Origin of the sequence: Flagellimonas olearia (genome assembly GCF_009184425.1) — a bacterium.
GTDB lineage: Bacteria > Bacteroidota > Bacteroidia > Flavobacteriales > Flavobacteriaceae > Flagellimonas > Flagellimonas olearia.
The window spans coordinates 1,461,419-1,477,537 of the sequence record NZ_WELG01000001.1 but is presented as its reverse complement, the minus strand read 5'-3'; the positions used below and the strand labels follow the sequence as shown (position 1 = coordinate 1,477,537).

Genomic DNA, 16,119 nt, shown 5'->3' with positions numbered 1-16,119 from the left:
AAGCTGGCCTCTATTTTGATGAGAACCTGAATCAAGTTCAGGTTGATGACAAGCATCACCTATTAGCTTACGATGCAAATATATATCCAAAAGACAGTACTATGCAAAACAAAGTACTATAAATTAACATTTTTTTAACAAGTTGAAATCAATTCAAATTTGACTATTTTTAGACTTCCTAAATTAATGGTATGGCACTGACACCCAGTAAAATCAATACTTTTACCTTCTTAAAGCTTCCTTCCGCATGGTGGACGGGAATTCGTTTAACGTATATAGATGAGCAGAAGGCGTTAACTGCTGTAAAGCATCGGTGGATCAACCAGAATCCGTTTAAATCCATGTTTTGGGCGGTTCAAGGCATGGCCGCTGAGCTGAGTACCGGGGCTTTGGTCATGAACGAAATCCAAAAAAGTGGTAAGAAGATCTCCATGCTCGTGGCCAACAACAAGGCCACCTTTACCAAAAAGGCCACGGGACGTATCACCTTTACCTGCGAGGATGGTCATTTGATTGCCGACGCCATCCAAAAAACCATAGCCACAGGCGAGGGGCAGACCTGTTGGATGAAATCCGTAGGCGTGAATGCCGATGGAGTGGAAGTATCCACTTTTCACTTTGAGTGGACGGTGAAGGTGAAAAGCTGATAGATTTCCTGCACCAAAAAAACAATTAATTTTTGATCATAGGTTTGAGGAGCAGAACTAGAATAGGTCGGATGAAAAATATTTTTTTACAAAAACTAAATAAATCAACACGATGCTCCCTATTTCAACAAAAAACCAAATTAAATTGGACCTAGTTGTTTTTTTATTGAACATCCTATAGTGGTTTGCTTCTATCCGATAATGCTCCGATTTTTGCGTATCTGAAAATTTGTATTTCTTGGAGAGCTTGTCAAATTCTTCCGCGAATCTTATCAAATCCTTTGAATTAAGTAGGATTTTTGTCAACTTATATCCCCAAATGAAAACGAGTAACAAAACAAAAAGGCTAACCATGGAATTCTTTAAAAAGGAGTAGGAAGATAGTGAATGATTATGGCAGAACCGTTGAAAATAATAAAAATTAAACCATTATATGCCTTGCTGTTTTTAGGGATAGGTCAATTATATGGTGCTTTTGTCATCTATAGATTGGGAGTGTTGACCATAAAAGAAGCATGGATCAACCAGGTATGCCTAATAGCAGTTCTGGGTATTATTGGATGGTCCGTGTACCTGATATATTCGTTTTTGCAGTTTTACCGGTTGAAGGATGACAAGATTATTTTTAGAGAGCACAATTTTTCTCTTTTCGGGATTGAAATCAATTATGGTGATATTAAAGACTTTGGTATTGATGCATCTGATTCCGTTTTGTGTGTTAATATACACTTGACGTACTTGGAGGAACCCATCCCAATTGTGTCAAAATTCATGAAATTGGATGAGTTCCATTTTCTCATGGGAACCTTGATTGAGAAAACCCACCAAAATCAAGGATAAGGCTCATTTGGTATACTAAATGTAGGATAATCAGACAGTATTCAGTCTTTTATAAATAGGAAGGTCTGAGGCCATATGTAATGAGAAGGGTTCCTCAAAGGGTGCTGAATTTTGGTTTTTACGTGTAACAATACTCCAAGGATACCTACTAACAGGTTGTAAGATGGTAACTAGATATTTAATATAATAAGTCAAACATACATGAACGCACACGAAATAGACTATCACATTTACGGGGAAGAAATGCAATACGTAGAGATTGAACTCGACCCCCAAGAAGCTGTTGTGGCCGAGGCCGGCAGTTTTATGATGATGGATTCCGATATTCAAATGGACACCATTTTTGGTGATGGCTCCAACCAAGATTCCGGGGTTTTGGGGAAACTGTTCTCCGCAGGCAAGCGTTTGCTCACGGGAGAGAGTCTTTTTATGACCGCCTTCCTTAACATAGGTCAGGGCAAAAAGCTGGTAAGCTTTGCTTCGCCCTATCCAGGTAAGATCATTCCCATAGACCTTTCGGAAAAAGGAGGTAAGTTCATCTGCCAAAAAGATGCATTTCTATGCGCCGCCAAGGGGGTTTCGGTAGGAATAGAGTTTTCCAGGCGCTTGGGCCGCGGATTTTTTGGAGGCGAAGGCTTTATCATGCAAAAACTGGAAGGTGACGGAATGGCCTTTGTGCATGCCGGGGGAACCATGGCCAAAAAGGTGTTGGGTCCGGGCGAGGTGTTAAAAGTGGATACCGGATGTATTGTGGGTTTTTCACAAACCGTGGATTATAATATTGAGTTTGTGGGCGGAATCAAGAATACCGTCTTTGGCGGAGAAGGATTGTTCTTTGCCACTTTGCGGGGACCAGGTACCGTGTATATCCAATCTTTGCCGTTTAGCCGATTGGCCAGTAGGGTATGGGCCGCTGCTCCCAAAGGAGGTGGAAAGGGCAAAGGGGAAGGTAGTCTTCTTGGTGGTATTGGCGATTTGCTGGACGGGGACAATAGGTTTTAATTTTAGGAGTTAGGGCTCAGTGATTAAATTATATGTCATTTCGAGCGCAGTCGAGAAATCTTTTGTTTTATATATGTCTGATGTCTGATGCCCGAAGTCTGATTTCCGAAGAAGGTTTAGAGGTATTTTTCCTATGTTCGTACTATGAACTTTACAGACCTGTTCCAATTTCTGGAAGAACTTCAACAAAACAATAATAAGGAATGGATGGATGCCAACCGGAAATGGTACAAATCCCTCCGCAATGATTTTATAGGATGGTTGGATGACTTGGATTTGACCGTGGCACAATTGCATTCCGATTATTATCCCACTCCTGGAAAAAAAGGCATCAACCGAATCAATAATAACCTCATGTTCCATCCCAACAAGCCAGTATACAAGGACCATTTTGGTGCAGGTTTGGACAAAGCGCCCCTTTCCGCTGATTTTTATATCGAAATTGGATTAAAGCACTGCATGCTGGCTGGAGGATTTTGGCGACCTGACCCCAAGACCCTGCGTAGTATACGTGACGGGATAGATTACAATGGAGAGGAGCTACAGGCCCTATTGAATAAACCTTCTTTCAGAAAATTGTTCGGCGACCTGTACGAAGATGAAAAACTGACCAATGCCCCCAAAGGATTTTCCAATGATCATCCGCACATTCATTTATTACGGAACAAGACCTTTGCGGTGGTCCATGAGCTGAAAAGGGAAGAGGTCTTTCAAAAAGGATTCAAGGAAAAAATAGTGGAGGTGTATAAGGAAATGCTCCCTTTTCGCCAATATTTGAACAAATCTGCATCGGTATGAAACATGGGAACGTAAGGAACATCACAAAAGAATTGCTCTCCAACAATTGGTATACCTTGAATAAGGTCACTTTTGAATACCAACGGGAAGATGGGGAATGGGAGACCCAAATCCGCGAAGCCTATGACCGAGGCAATGGTGCGGTCATCCTGCTGTACAATGCCCAAAAAGGAACCGTGGTGCTTACCCGACAGTTTCGTATGCCCACTTACTTGAATGGAAATGAGGATGGGATGATGGTCGAGGCTTGTGCCGGACTTTTGGAGAAGGGCAATGCCGAAGAGACCATTAAAATGGAAGTGGAGGAAGAGACTGGGTATAAGATAGACCAGGTAAAAAAAGTGTTCGAGGCCTATATGTCCCCAGGTTCCGTTACCGAAATACTGTACTTTTTTATTGGACAGTATGAAGATGCCATGAAAGTAGGCGAGGGTGGGGGAGCCGAGGATGAAACGGAGAACATCGAAGTCTTGGAAATGGATTTCAATGAAGCCCTACGGATGATGGATAAAGGCGAGATCAAGGATGCCAAAACCATTATGCTGCTTCAATATGCCCAAATCAACAACCTTTTTAATAGGTGAGATAGAGCTTTTTGAGGGTTTCGTACATGGTTTTGCGCACTTCGGAGGACGGGATTCTAAAATGATTGTTCATAAAGCTGAAGATGAGCAACTTCCCCGATTTGGTCTTCACATAACCACTTAAATTGTAGTTGTTGCCAAAAGAACCGGATTTGGCAAAAAGAAAAGGTTCGGTGGTGGGATCTTCCCACTCCTTTACGGTACTGGACGGACCCCACATGGGAAAAATCCCGAACAATCGCTCTTCAGGTACCTCGTTATGGAGTTTTTGGAGAATCTCCACAAAGGACCTCGGGGTAAAAAGGTTATATCTAGACAATCCGGAACCATCCACCCACCGGGGCTTTTGGCTAAGGTCGCTATAGTCGTGTTCCAGCATATAATCCATGGCTCTTTTGGTTCCCAAAGTATCTGAAATGGTCGAGGAGGCCGCAATCAGCAGCTGTTCTGCCAAGAAATTATCACTCTTGTACAGCATCTGTTTATAAATGGAATCGGTTTCCATGCCATAAAGGGTTTGCTTGGGCGTATCCGGAAAATGGTCCACTAGGACAATCTCCTTTTCCAGTACCGTTTCCAACAATGCTTTGGTAATGTTCTTGTCCGTGATGTAAGGAACTTCCAAAGTGTCCTGCTCCTTGGGGTCTATGAAAAATTGATTGGAGAACTCCACCCTGCTTTTAGGCTTTTTTTGCAGGCTCACACTCTCGGCAAAATAGGAAGGGGACACTTGCAGACTATCCACTGCGGACAGGGTCACCACATTGGCATACAAGGGAAGGCTTCCCCTTTCGGGGGAAAAGTAAGTGTCGTAATCTTCCCATGCCCAACCGGGACCATATCTATCTTCTTCTATATTGTTGAGGTAGAGTGCAATGGTGCCTTGTTTTTTTAGCCATTGAATGGCCGTGCTGTCCTTTAAGTGTGGGTGTAACCATGATGGATCTCCCGTTCCTTCCATAAAAAGGGTGTCGTTGGACACGGCATATTTTAGGGTAGGGATGTTTTTGGGAAGCATTTTCACACCTGTATAGAAGGTTACCACCTTGGTATTGCTAGCAGGTAGAAAATAACGGTCACCGTTTTGATCATATAGGGTCTTTTGGGAATGGGCATCGACCACTACCAGACCGTGGAATGAATTTTTTAGGGGGTCTTTTTGTAGCTGCGTGTTGAGGGTTTTCTTTACGGAAGAACATCCGATGACTAAGAATAATGATGTTAAAATACTGTATTTCAAATACTTGAAAGTTATTTGCATGAGGTAGTTTATCGAATTTAACACGAATTTATCCAATTTTTAACTGCGGGCACAAACAAACAATTAAGATTTTTTCTAAATTAGTAGTGCAACCATTTAATCCAATTTAATCAAAAATTCAATGCCCAGAGCCATGTTAGATTACACCAAAACAATCCTTCAAAAGGTGAGTTTTGATGCCAAACTCTTCGCTAAAGAATTGAAGAAAGCTGTTTCCAGGCTACTGCCAAGCGAAATAGAGGAACTTAAGATCTGGTTACAATTCTATATTTTGGACAAACCAGAACTACGACCCACATTATTATTGTTAAAAGCATAAACACGGGCCGCTGATCAGCGGCCCTTTTTATTTTTGGGCCAAAGGGCTCACAATCTTTACATCCTGAAAGGCGATGGCACCACGGACAATACCTGAAATGACGTCTTTGAGGGCATCGGTTATCTGTATCTTGAGCTCACTTTTATGATAGATCAAACTGATCTCTCGGGCGGGGGATGGATTTTTAAAGGGTCGTATGTTGGGCCGTTTTTTAGGATCTAGATGCAAGGAATTCAGATAAGGAAGTAGGGTCATTCCCATGCCTTCATCCGCCAAACTCACCAAGGTTTCAAAACTGCCACTTTCAATTTTGAACATTTCTCCCTGTACATTTTTGGAAGCTTTACACAGATTGATCACCCCATCCCTAAAACAATGTCCGTCCTGTAGGAGCAGCACATCGTTCACATCCAGGTCTTCAGTGGTGAGCATAGGTTCTTGGGACAATCGGTGGCTTTGCGGAACGTAGCCTACAAACGGCTCGTAATAGAGGGGACGTTCCTTGATAAACTCAATTTCCAATGGAGTGGCCGCAATACCTGCATCCAAATGCCCATCCAAGATATTCCGTATCATGGCATCCGTAGACTGTTCCTTTATAATAAGATTGACCTTGGGATATTTTTTAATGAACGTATTGAGGAACATGGGTAGCAAAGTGGGCATTACCGTGGGGATGATTCCCAAAGTATAGTCCCCACCAATGAACCCTTTGTCTTGGTCCACAATGTCTTTGATGCGCTCCGCTTCGGCAACAATATTTTTGGCCTGGTTTACAATTTTCTCTCCAACTGCAGTAATGGAAATGGGTTTTTTGCTCCGATCAAATATTAAAACACCAAGTTCATCCTCCAATTTTTGTACCTGCATGCTCAACGTGGGCTGGGTAACAAAGCTTTTTTCGGCGGCTAAGGTAAAATTCTTGTATTCTGCAACAGCAAGCACATACTGAAGTTGGGTAATGGTCATCAATTATAAATTTGAAGCATAAAAGTATAAAAAACCATCAGTTTAATCTATGGTAAACCAAGATATGTTTCCTTCCGTGAAAATGGAACAATAGATTTTGACCAAGCCTGTATTATACGGCAAATCCCTATATTTATTTCATCTATAACCTCTTGTAAGCGTACAATGACCTCGGCACGACTCATGGATTTGGTGAATTTTTTAAAGGAAGTCCCGTTCTTTTCTGAAGTGGATAAGGCGTCGTTGTTGCAGTTGTGCAAAAATGGGGTGGAGGAACAATACCCAATCAATAGGACTATTATAAGAAAGGGAGAGCTAGGGGAGGCCATGTATGTTATTTTGGAAGGCCATGTCAAGGTGCATGATAAAGATCATATCTATGGGGAGCTTCACAAGGGCGAGTGCTTCGGGGAGTATGCTTTGATTGACAGTAAACCACGATCGGTATCGGTCACTGCGGAAGAAGAAACCCTTCTGTTAAAAATAGAGACCACCCATTTTCAAGAATTGATGGATTCTAACAGCGGATTTGTAAAAGGAATCATGTCAGTTCTCATCAAAAGGCATAGGGAGCTGGATAGGGTCCAAGAGCGCTTGGCCTCATCAAAGAAGGAATTGGAATTGACCAACTCCAAGATGACAGGGCTCATCAATGGTGCCATGGATGCCATTCTAATGTTCGATGCCAACTTTAGGATATTCTTGGCCAACGATTCCGCAAAAAAACTATTGGAAAATGAAGATGTGGACCAGCGGAACGTCCTTTTCTTTTTGGATGAGGAATCGGCCCAGCTGTTGGAATCCGTCTGCCAGAACGGGGCTGAAGGCTCAAACACTTATTTGCCCAAGATGGTAAAGATTATTGGATCCAATGGAAAGGAAACCCTCAATGAGGGAACTTTGAGTCATTATGGAAACGATACCGACACCTTTTATACGTTGATTCTTAGGAATATGGAAGATCGGTTGTTGGCTGAAAATAAAATCACCTCCCTGGAAAGTCAGACCGAGTATTTGCAGGAAGAAATCAAGGAGCTTACCCATGACCACGGTATCATTGCGGAACACAGTTCCATGAAAAAGGTGCTGGAGCTCATTCAACAAGTGGCCCAAACCCAAGCTACGGTTTTGGTGCATGGCGAAACAGGTACGGGAAAGGAATTGGTGGCCAGGGCCATTCATGAAGCCAGTGCCAGGAGCAATGGTCCTTTGATCCGTATCAATTGCGGGGCCATCCCCGCCAATTTGATAGAGAGTGAGCTTTTTGGACATGAAAAGGGCGCTTTTACTGGAGCGACCAACAGTAGAAAGGGACGATTTTTATTGGCGGACAAAGGCACCATTTTCTTGGATGAGATCGGGGAACTTCCGTTAGACCTCCAGCCCAAGCTGTTGCGGGTGATCCAAGAGGGGGAATTTGACCCCGTGGGAAGCTCAACGACCATAAAGGTAAATGTACGGATCATTGCTGCTACCCATCGGGATTTGTTGAAACTGTCCAAGGAAGGTAAGTTTAGGGAAGACCTGTTCTATCGCTTGAATGTATTTCCGATTGAAATTCCCGCTTTGCGGGATAGGGGAAGGGATGTTTGCTTGATTGCCGATGACATGATCGGATACTTCTCTAAGAAAATAGGTAGAAAAATCAAATCCTTGACCTCGGCACAACAGCAATTGTTTTTGGAATATGGGTGGCCTGGAAATGTACGTGAACTTCAAAACCTTATAGAACGGGCCGTTATTGTTTCCCAAAACGGTGGGATAGATTGGTCCAACATCATCCCAAATTCCAATCCTTTGGAGGAGATGGTGCCAAAGACCAAGAACGAACATATTTATACTTCCCAAGAATTGATCCAATTGGAAAAACAGAATATTTTAAACGCCCTCAAGAAATCCCAATGGAAGATTTCGGGGAAAAATGGTGCTGCAGCGCTATTGGGCCTGCGTCCCACCACACTAAACTCCAAGATAAAGGCACTGGGAATCTCCAGACCGGTCTAAATTGACGAAATCTCGTAAATGCACTGACGAAATCTCGTAAACAAACGAAATTTCGTGAGTGTTTCTTTTATGTTTTTTGATTTGAATTAATTGATTATCAAGTAGTTGTGTTGTTTGGCACGGCAAATGCATATTCTAAAGCAAATGTTAATCAATTAATCTTAAAAATCTAAAAACATGATTACAACAGCAAACATTAAGAACGGAGTAAACGTAGATCAACTAGTAGACACGATCAACGCAGTACAAGAAAACCCAGAATTGGCAAAGTTCGAGTTCAGGGCCAAAAACAACTGGATCGAGGGAGGTCATTGTGTGACCAGCATCCAAGATTATTATGGAGTAGGACAAGAGCATCCTGTAAGAAAAGATGCCTTTACCATGGAAGCCGACCATGTTGAGGTTCTTTTAGGTAAAGACCAAGCACCCAACCCAGCCGAGATTGTTTTGCACGCTTTGGGTTCTTGCCTAACAGGAGCCATGGCCTATCACGCTGCCGCCAATGGTATCGACATTGAAGGTGTTGAATCCAAATTGCATGGTGATGTGGACCTTCACGGATTTTTGGGACTTGATCCAGAAGTACGCAAAGGATACAATGGTATCACTGTAAAGTTCAAAGTGAAATCCGATGCTTCCGAAGAGCAATTGAGAGCCTTGTCACAATTCTCTCCCGTATTCGATATGATAACCAACCCAACTCCGGTTACCATCGAGTTTGAAAAGTAAGACCAAGCAAAATAAGCCGCCTAAAAATGGGCGGCTTATTTTTTTATCCAACGAACAAAAATTACCTCGCTCCCATGCAAAACCAGAAATACAATATCGTAAATGGAAATCAGGCCGTAGCCCATGTAGCCTATCGTACCAATGAGGTATTTCCCATTTATCCCATTACCCCATCTTCGGAAATGTCTGAGCTGGTTGAGGAATGGAGCGCTTACCAACACGAAAATATTTTTGGCAATGTTCCTTCGGTTTTTGAAATGCAAAGCGAAGCCGGTGTGGCTGGGGCCATGCACGGTGCCTTGCAGACCGGATCATTGACCTCCACCTTTACGGCATCACAAGGATTGCTTTTGATGATGCCCAACATGTACAAAATAGCGGGTGAACTTAGCCCGAATGTGATCCATGTGGCCACTAGATCTGTGGCAACACATGCCTTGTCCGTTTTTGGAGACCATAGTGATGTCATGGCCGTTCGCAATACCGGATATGCCTTATTGGGTTCCGCCTCGGTTCAGGAAGCCATGGATTTTGCACTGATTTCCCAAGCGGCATCCTTGGCATCAAGAATCCCCTTTGTACACTTTTTTGATGGCTTTAGAACTTCGCATGAAGTTTCCAAAATAGAGAAGGTATCCGATACTGTTATTGGTCAGATGATGGATATCGAAACCATACAAGCCCACAAAGACAGGGCATTGAATCCCAATACCCCCGTGATCAGGGGAACCTCCCAAGCTTCCGATGTGTTTTTTCAAAGTCGGGAAGCGGTGAATACCTTTTATAATGCCTGTCCGGAAATCGTGCAGCAAAAAATGAACGAATTTGCCCAGCTTACCGGAAGGCAGTACCACATTTTTGAGTATGCGGGACACCCCCAAGCGGAACAGGTAATCATTGCCATGGCTTCAGGTACAGAGACCATTGAAACGACCATAGGTCATCTGAATGCCCAAGGGGAGAAGATTGGACTGGTAAAAGTACGATTGTATCGACCTTTCAGCGTGGAACATTTTATCAATAGCCTGCCAGAAACATGCAAGGCCATTGCCGTTTTGGACCGAACCAAAGAACCTGGTTCCGTAGGGGAACCTTTGTATCTGGATGTGACCCAAGCCTTGGTGCAAAACCATAAAAATGGTTTTCTCCCCAAAATTGTTGGAGGTAGGTATGGGTTGGGTTCCAAGGAATTTACACCCCATATGGTCAAATCCATCATTTCCAATTTAAAGCAAGAAGTGCCGAAGAATAATTTTACGGTAGGCATTACCGATGATATTACCCATTTGAGCCTTACCAAACCTGAAATGGAGGTTGCCATTCCCTTTGATGGTCAGGCCTTGTTTTATTCGATTAAAAATCCAAAAACTTCCGAGCAGTTTAAAAATCTTTTGCAGTATGTGGGAAATACGGAGGGCAATTTTGTGCAAGGCTATGAGGAGTGCGATTATAGAAAATCAAGCTCCCGAAATGTGGCCCACTTTCGGGTCTCCAATTTGCCCATAAAGGCACCTTTTTTAGTGTCGAATGCGGATTTTGTGGCCTGTGAAAATCTTCAATTTCTTGAAAAAGACTCTGTCTTGGAGCGTGTAGCCTTTCAAGGGGTGGTCGTGGTGCTATCCGAAGACCAGCCCACTGAAGTGTGGAATACACTTTCCAAGGAAACCCAAAAGACCATTCAAAAGAAGCAGGTGAAACTTTATGTGGTCCATAGTGAAAGACTATCGGAATCTATAATTAATAGTGGCGAAAACATTTCCGTTTTGCACGTCAGCTATTTGATGATGAACAACCCTGTTTCCAGCCATCAAATCTTTTCTGTAGGGCGTGAAGAAATCAAAAGGGTGGATACGTCATCCATAGATCAACATATCGAACTGGAATTGAATAGGGACGAAGACTTTGCCCAAACGCTTTTAGGCCGACTTTTGGCTGGAAAGGGGGGTGAAGCCCCAGTGAGTCTACTCCCCGTGGATGGAACCTATCCAACGGGAACCTCAATATATAATGATAGGGAACTGGCCAAAGAACTCCCCAGTTGGAATACGGATCAGTGTATACAGTGTGGTGCCTGTAGTATGGCATGTCCATCCGGGGCACTCCGTATAAAAGCCTATGACGCCAAAAGTTTAAGGGAAGCACCCTTACAGTGGAAATCCATGAAAACATTGGCCGAAATGGAAGGACTCAATCTATTGGATTACACCATTCAGGTAAATCCCGATCAGTGTACGGGTTGTCATAACTGTGTGGATGCTTGTCCTGCAAAAGCTCTTGTAATGACCCATGCCAAACCCCGTTTGGAGCAGGAAAAGGAACATTGGGATTATTTTGATGCCATTTCGGAGATGGGCCGAAATAGTATTGATGCTTCCAAAGTAAGTCAACAACAATTGCAGGAACCCCTGTTCAAATACCCCATGGGCGAGGATGGTTGTGGACAGGCCACCTATTTAAAAGTAATGTCGCAATTGTTTGGTGATCGATTATTGGTGGCCAATGCCACCGGGGCAAGTTCCATTTTTGGAGGGGCACTCCCCACCACACCATGGAGCAAAAACAAAGAGGGTAGGGGACCGGCCTGGTCCAACTCCTTGTTTGAGGACAATGCGGAGTTTGGTTTGGGGTATAGATTGTCCCTTGACCAACAGGAATTGGAAGCACAGAAGTTGCTTCAAAAGCTTTCAGGATTTATCGGTGACCGATTGGTTCGGGATATTTTAAATGCGAGGCAAACCACGGAGCAGGAAATCAACCGGCAAAGGAACCGTGTTGACCAATTAAAATCCATACTGAAGAAAGTCCAGATGCCCGAAGCAAGAATACTGTCCAGAAATGCCGATAGCTTGGTAAAGAAAAGTGTATGGATCGTTGGAGGCGATGGTTGGGCCTACGATATTGGTTATGGAGGATTAGATCATGTCTTGGCATCGGGAAGGAATGTGAACATTTTGGTATTGGACAACGAGGTATATTCCAATACGGGCGGACAAATGTCAAAGGCGACTCCGTATGGGGCTTCGGCAAGATTCGCCGCCAAGGGAAAATCGAAACCAAAAAAAGATTTGGGGGCTTTGGCCATGCAGTATGAAGAGGTTTATGTGGCATCCGTGGCCCTAGGTGCAGATCAAGAGCAGACCTTGAAGGCCTTTTTGGAAGCCGAACGTCATGATGGACCATCCATCATCATCGCGTATTGCCATAGTCCGGCTCATGGTATTGATATGAGGCACCCGTCCAAATACCACAAAGCTGCGGTCGCATCGGGGCAGTGGTTGTTGTATCGTAATGATCCCTCGAGGGTGGAAAAAGGTCTTGCTTCCCTACAATTGGATTCGGAACGACCCAACCTACCTGTGGAGAACTATTTGCGTATGGAAAAACGGTTTGATGCCTTTTTTGATGGTGAGGATGATTCTTCTACAAGACTCTTTCAAAAAGTCCAGCAAAATGTGGATGATCGGTTTGAACGGTATAGCCATTTGGCTATTTCGAATACGCTGGAATTGAGTTCGGTATATTAGGCGGTATTGTCCACTACTTTTCGTGCATAACAGTTCCAGAGGCCCAACCCTCCGGGGCACCCAACACGGCATATTTTTTGGCTTGGTCATTAAAATAGTGGGCTACGGAATCGCCTGGGTTTTTGTAGAGGACCCACTCAAAAGCTGTGGATGCTTCGTTGAATTCCCCTTTGAAATAGGCTTGGATGCCTTCGGTGTAGTGGGCCAGGGTTTCCAGCTTTAGCGAAATGCTTTCAATGCTGTCCCCATCGATACATTCATAGATTTCAATCGCCTTTTGCTTGCCCTTTACGCGAACCTTTCCTAAATACCTAAAATTGAATCCTGTGGCATCCTCCATGACCTGTATGCTATCCTCACTGATTATGATATTGGCCCCAAAATGTTTGGTGACTCCCTCGACCCGTGCAGCACTGTTCACGGTATCCGCGATTACGGCGGGATCGTTCCGCTTGGAATCCCCAATGATTCCCATGATCAATGGTCCGGTGTGTAAGCCTATTCCAATGGATAGGGGTTTGTATCCTTTTTCCTCCACCCTTCTTTTGTTGTACAGGGAAAGGGCACGCTGCATTTCAACAGCGGCATCCAAGGCATTTTCGGGAGTTTTTGGGAATAGGGCCATGATGCCATCCCCCATATATTGGTTCACAAAACCTTCATTTTCCTTGATAATGGGCCCCATCCGACCTACATAAGCGTTGACAAACTTGAAGTTTTGTTCGGGTGTCATGCCTTCGGCAAGGGTGGTGTAATCGCGGATATCGGAAAAAAGTACCGTCACATTCTTTTCAATATGGTCTCCCAATTTAACATCGGTAATGGATTCCTTTCCTACGGATTGCACAAATTCGGAGGGGACAAACTTGGATGTGGCCCTATGGATGGTGTTCAGGTTGATGTGGGTCCGTATCCGGCTCAGCAATTCCCCTTTTGAAAAGGGCTTGGTGAGGTAGTCGTTGGCGCCGGAATTGAATCCGATGACCAAATCATTGACTGTGTTTTTGGCCGTGAGCAGGATGATGGGCAAATCACTGGCGGTGTATTGCTTACGGATGGTCTCGCAGACCTCGTACCCGGAAAGGCCGGGCATCATAATATCCAATAGCACCAATTGGAAGGGAATCTCCCCATCCAATAATTTGAGGGCTTCCTTACCTGAACTGGCCTCAACAATTTCATACCCTGCTACGGTAAGGTGGTTCTCCAATACCCTTCGGTTTACGGGTTCATCGTCCACCACCAGTATTTTTATGGCTCCCTCCAGAGATTTGGACTTAATTTTTTGCGGCACCAAATCTTCATGGCCCCGGCTCAAGGTTTGAACAACGTCTTGACCCATTTGTCCCTTTTGTTTGAGTTCTTTTCGTTTGATTTCGCTAACGGGTAAGGTAAAGGAGAAAATGGAACCTTTTCCTGGTTCCGATTCAACCTGAATGGTGCCCCCATGCAGTTCCACCAAATGTTTTGTGACCGAAAGGCCCAGTCCGGTACCGCCATAAGTCCTTTGAGTGGATCCGTCCCCTTGTTCAAACGAATTGAAAATGGTACCCTGCTTATCTTTTGAAATGCCTATTCCCGTATCCGATATGGAGATGGAGATCATCGTATCCTTCACCTCCGCAAAAAGGGTAACGTACCCCTTCTCGGTAAACTTTATGGCATTGCCAATGAGATTGTGCATGATCTGTTGTACCCGGTTTTCATCGGCGGTTACCAAGGGGATATCCTTTGGAATGGAATTGATGAGCTTTAGTTTTTTGTCCATGAGCAGGGGCTGGGACAACCGTAGTACGATATTGGATATGGCATAAAGATCCACCGGTTGTAGGGTAAGCGACAGGTCCTGGTTCTTGAGTTTTGAAAAATCAAGGATGTCGTTAACCAAATGGGAGAGCCGCTTTCCACTATTGGAAATCATCTCCAAATTTTCCAAGGCGGCTTGGGGGAGTTTTCCTGCAACGCCATCCTTTAGGGATTCCGATAAGCCAATGATGCCCACCAAGGGCGTTCTCAGTTCGTGAGAGGTGTTGGCGAGGAATTCATCTTTCAAGGCATCGATTTTTTGAAGCTCGGCCACCCGCTGTCTTTCGATTTCCGTACGATTTCGCTCTTCTTGGACGGCCCGTTTTTTTTCCTCGTCGGCCTGTTTTACGCGCTGATCCTGCTTATAACGTTTAAAGGCGAACCATAGGAACAACAGTGCGGCCACGGCAAGCCCTATAATAATGTTCCGAAGGGTTTTCTGCTGTTTGATCTTCAACTGGTTGATCTCTGCGTCTTTTTGGAGCGTGGTAATGGCATCCTGTTTTTTTTCGGAATCAAACTTTACTTGGAGTTCTTCAATTTGTTTGGATTTGGCCTCATTGAACAAACTGTCCTTCAAGGCCACAAACTTATTCTTATAGATTAGCGCCTTGTCATATTCCTTCTTGCGCTCATAAATACGGGAAAGGATGTCATAGTTTTCCTGAAGGTGGGAACGCGCACCAATTTCCTTAGCTATGGCAATGGCATTTAGGATGGATTTTTCAGCCTCTTTGGAGTTTCCCATTTCAAGATTGATGGACCCTATTTCAGTATAACTCATGGAGAGCTCCAGCCTCATCCCCAATTTTTCCCTCAAGGCCAATGCTTGGTTATGATGCTCTAAGGCCAATGCATATCTTTTTTGACGTCCGTAGACCTTTCCCAGAGCCTCATAATCAAATGCTTTTCCCCAATCGCTGTTGGTCTCTTGATCAAGGGCCAAGGCCCGGTTGAAGTAGTCCAAGGCTTGGTCATAATCTTCTTGGTGCATGAACGTATCCCCAATATTAAAAAGGCAATTGGCCATTTCCGTTTTATCGTTCAAGGCACTGAAGATGTTCAAGGCTCTTTGGTAATGGTCCATGGCCTCGGACATTTTGCCTGTTTTTTTCAGGATTTCGCCCATGGCATTCAGTGTAGTGGCAATACTGAATTGGTCGTCATGGTCTTCATATATTTTCAGGATATCGTAGTAGATTCCCAAGCTTTTGTCAAAATCTCCCAGATTGTCCAGAATAATGGCCTTTTGATATAGGCCGTTGGCTAGGGCGAATGGTTCTTTTTGGGTACCAGAATAGTTCAGATACGCATCAATATGATTCAGGGCTTTGCTGTAGTTTCCAATTTGTCTTTCCCATACGGCATATTGATAGTCCGCCATGGCAATTCCCCAAGAAAGGTTTGCATTTTGACTGATGGTGTGCAAGCTATCGATATGCTTCTTTGCCAAATTGGGGTTCCCGCGATTGTTCAGATATTCCCAGGCAATATCCTTGAGTATCCGTATCCGAAGAGAGTCGGAGTCAACAGTGGCATATTTTTGCTGAAGACTGTCTATAAGCCCTGTTTGTCCCTGCGTAGTGGTGGCAACAAGACATACGAAGAGTAGTATGAATACAGAGCGTTTGATAGT

At 44.0% G+C, this 16,119-nt stretch carries 12 protein-coding genes; 9 read left to right on the top strand and 3 right to left on the bottom strand.

Features of this window, described 5'->3' with window-relative positions:
• Positions 1-191: 191 nt before the first annotated feature.
• The 5 genes from F8C76_RS06395 to F8C76_RS06375 all read left to right on the top strand — a co-directional run bounded on the left by F8C76_RS06395 (position 192) and on the right by F8C76_RS06375 (position 3,871).
• Entirely contained in the window at positions 192-647 is a 456-nt protein-coding gene (locus tag F8C76_RS06395) for a DUF4442 domain-containing protein (protein ID WP_152130949.1), read from the top strand.
• A 393-nt stretch (positions 648-1,040) separates the two neighbouring features.
• Positions 1,041-1,487: a hypothetical protein gene (locus tag F8C76_RS06390; RefSeq protein ID WP_152130947.1), complete on the top strand. Its 447-nt coding sequence runs from the start codon at positions 1,041-1,043 to the stop codon at positions 1,485-1,487.
• Between the two features lie 201 nt (positions 1,488-1,688).
• Entirely contained in the window at positions 1,689-2,489 is an 801-nt protein-coding gene (locus tag F8C76_RS06385; protein ID WP_152130946.1) for a TIGR00266 family protein, read from the top strand.
• A gap of 144 nt (positions 2,490-2,633) precedes the next feature.
• Entirely contained in the window at positions 2,634-3,287 is a 654-nt protein-coding gene (locus F8C76_RS06380; protein ID WP_152130944.1) for a DUF2461 domain-containing protein, read from the top strand.
• Positions 3,284-3,871, top strand: coding sequence for an NUDIX domain-containing protein (locus F8C76_RS06375; RefSeq protein ID WP_152130943.1), 588 nt, complete (start codon positions 3,284-3,286; stop codon positions 3,869-3,871). Before F8C76_RS06380 ends, F8C76_RS06375 begins: the two co-directional genes overlap by 4 nt.
• Here the strand turns inward: F8C76_RS06375 and F8C76_RS06370 are convergent.
• On the bottom strand, positions 3,861-5,132 hold the full coding sequence (locus F8C76_RS06370) for a D-alanyl-D-alanine carboxypeptidase (protein WP_152130942.1): 1,272 nt from the start codon (positions 5,130-5,132) through the stop codon (positions 3,861-3,863). The genes F8C76_RS06375 and F8C76_RS06370 overlap by 11 nt on opposite strands.
• 121 nt (positions 5,133-5,253) lie before the next feature.
• Between F8C76_RS06370 and F8C76_RS18955 the strand changes: the two genes are divergently transcribed.
• Positions 5,254-5,451, top strand: coding sequence for a hypothetical protein (locus F8C76_RS18955; protein WP_116218058.1), 198 nt, complete (start codon positions 5,254-5,256; stop codon positions 5,449-5,451).
• Between the two features lie 27 nt (positions 5,452-5,478).
• On the opposite strand, the gene F8C76_RS06360 is transcribed toward F8C76_RS18955, so the two are convergent.
• Positions 5,479-6,420 (bottom strand): LysR substrate-binding domain-containing protein, encoded by a 942-nt coding sequence (locus F8C76_RS06360; RefSeq protein ID WP_129652775.1) that lies wholly within the window; start codon positions 6,418-6,420, stop codon positions 5,479-5,481.
• Between the two features lie 165 nt (positions 6,421-6,585).
• Here F8C76_RS06360 and F8C76_RS06355 point away from each other — a divergent pair, with 165 nt between their 5' ends.
• The 3 genes from F8C76_RS06355 to F8C76_RS06345 all read left to right on the top strand — a co-directional run bounded on the left by F8C76_RS06355 (position 6,586) and on the right by F8C76_RS06345 (position 12,677).
• Complete coding sequence (locus F8C76_RS06355) at positions 6,586-8,424, top strand: sigma 54-interacting transcriptional regulator (RefSeq protein ID WP_152130940.1); 1,839 nt, start codon at positions 6,586-6,588, stop codon at positions 8,422-8,424.
• Between the two features lie 177 nt (positions 8,425-8,601).
• The gene (locus F8C76_RS06350) at positions 8,602-9,153 is read left to right on the top strand and encodes an OsmC family protein (protein WP_152130938.1); all 552 of its coding nucleotides are present in this window, start codon (positions 8,602-8,604) and stop codon (positions 9,151-9,153) included.
• Between the two features lie 74 nt (positions 9,154-9,227).
• The gene (locus F8C76_RS06345; protein WP_152130936.1) at positions 9,228-12,677 is read left to right on the top strand and encodes a 4Fe-4S binding protein; all 3,450 of its coding nucleotides are present in this window, start codon (positions 9,228-9,230) and stop codon (positions 12,675-12,677) included.
• A 13-nt stretch (positions 12,678-12,690) separates the two neighbouring features.
• Here the strand turns inward: F8C76_RS06345 and F8C76_RS06340 are convergent, their stop codons facing one another.
• Positions 12,691-15,936 (bottom strand): tetratricopeptide repeat protein, encoded by a 3,246-nt coding sequence (locus F8C76_RS06340; protein WP_152130932.1) that lies wholly within the window; start codon positions 15,934-15,936, stop codon positions 12,691-12,693.
• Positions 15,937-16,119: the final 183 nt, after the last annotated feature.

Coding starts and splice junctions, on each gene's coding strand:
- F8C76_RS06395 (WP_152130949.1), top strand. CDS start 192: ATGGCACTGACACCCAGTAAAATCAATACTTTTACCTTCTTAAAGCTT.
- F8C76_RS06390 (WP_152130947.1), top strand. CDS start 1,041: ATGGCAGAACCGTTGAAAATAATAAAAATTAAACCATTATATGCCTTG.
- F8C76_RS06385 (WP_152130946.1), top strand. CDS start 1,689: ATGAACGCACACGAAATAGACTATCACATTTACGGGGAAGAAATGCAA.
- F8C76_RS06380 (WP_152130944.1), top strand. CDS start 2,634: ATGAACTTTACAGACCTGTTCCAATTTCTGGAAGAACTTCAACAAAAC.
- F8C76_RS06375 (WP_152130943.1), top strand. CDS start 3,284: ATGAAACATGGGAACGTAAGGAACATCACAAAAGAATTGCTCTCCAAC.
- F8C76_RS06370 (WP_152130942.1), bottom strand. CDS start 5,132: ATGCAAATAACTTTCAAGTATTTGAAATACAGTATTTTAACATCATTA.
- F8C76_RS18955 (WP_116218058.1), top strand. CDS start 5,254: ATGCCCAGAGCCATGTTAGATTACACCAAAACAATCCTTCAAAAGGTG.
- F8C76_RS06360 (WP_129652775.1), bottom strand. CDS start 6,420: ATGACCATTACCCAACTTCAGTATGTGCTTGCTGTTGCAGAATACAAG.
- F8C76_RS06355 (WP_152130940.1), top strand. CDS start 6,586: ATGACCTCGGCACGACTCATGGATTTGGTGAATTTTTTAAAGGAAGTC.
- F8C76_RS06350 (WP_152130938.1), top strand. CDS start 8,602: ATGATTACAACAGCAAACATTAAGAACGGAGTAAACGTAGATCAACTA.
- F8C76_RS06345 (WP_152130936.1), top strand. CDS start 9,228: ATGCAAAACCAGAAATACAATATCGTAAATGGAAATCAGGCCGTAGCC.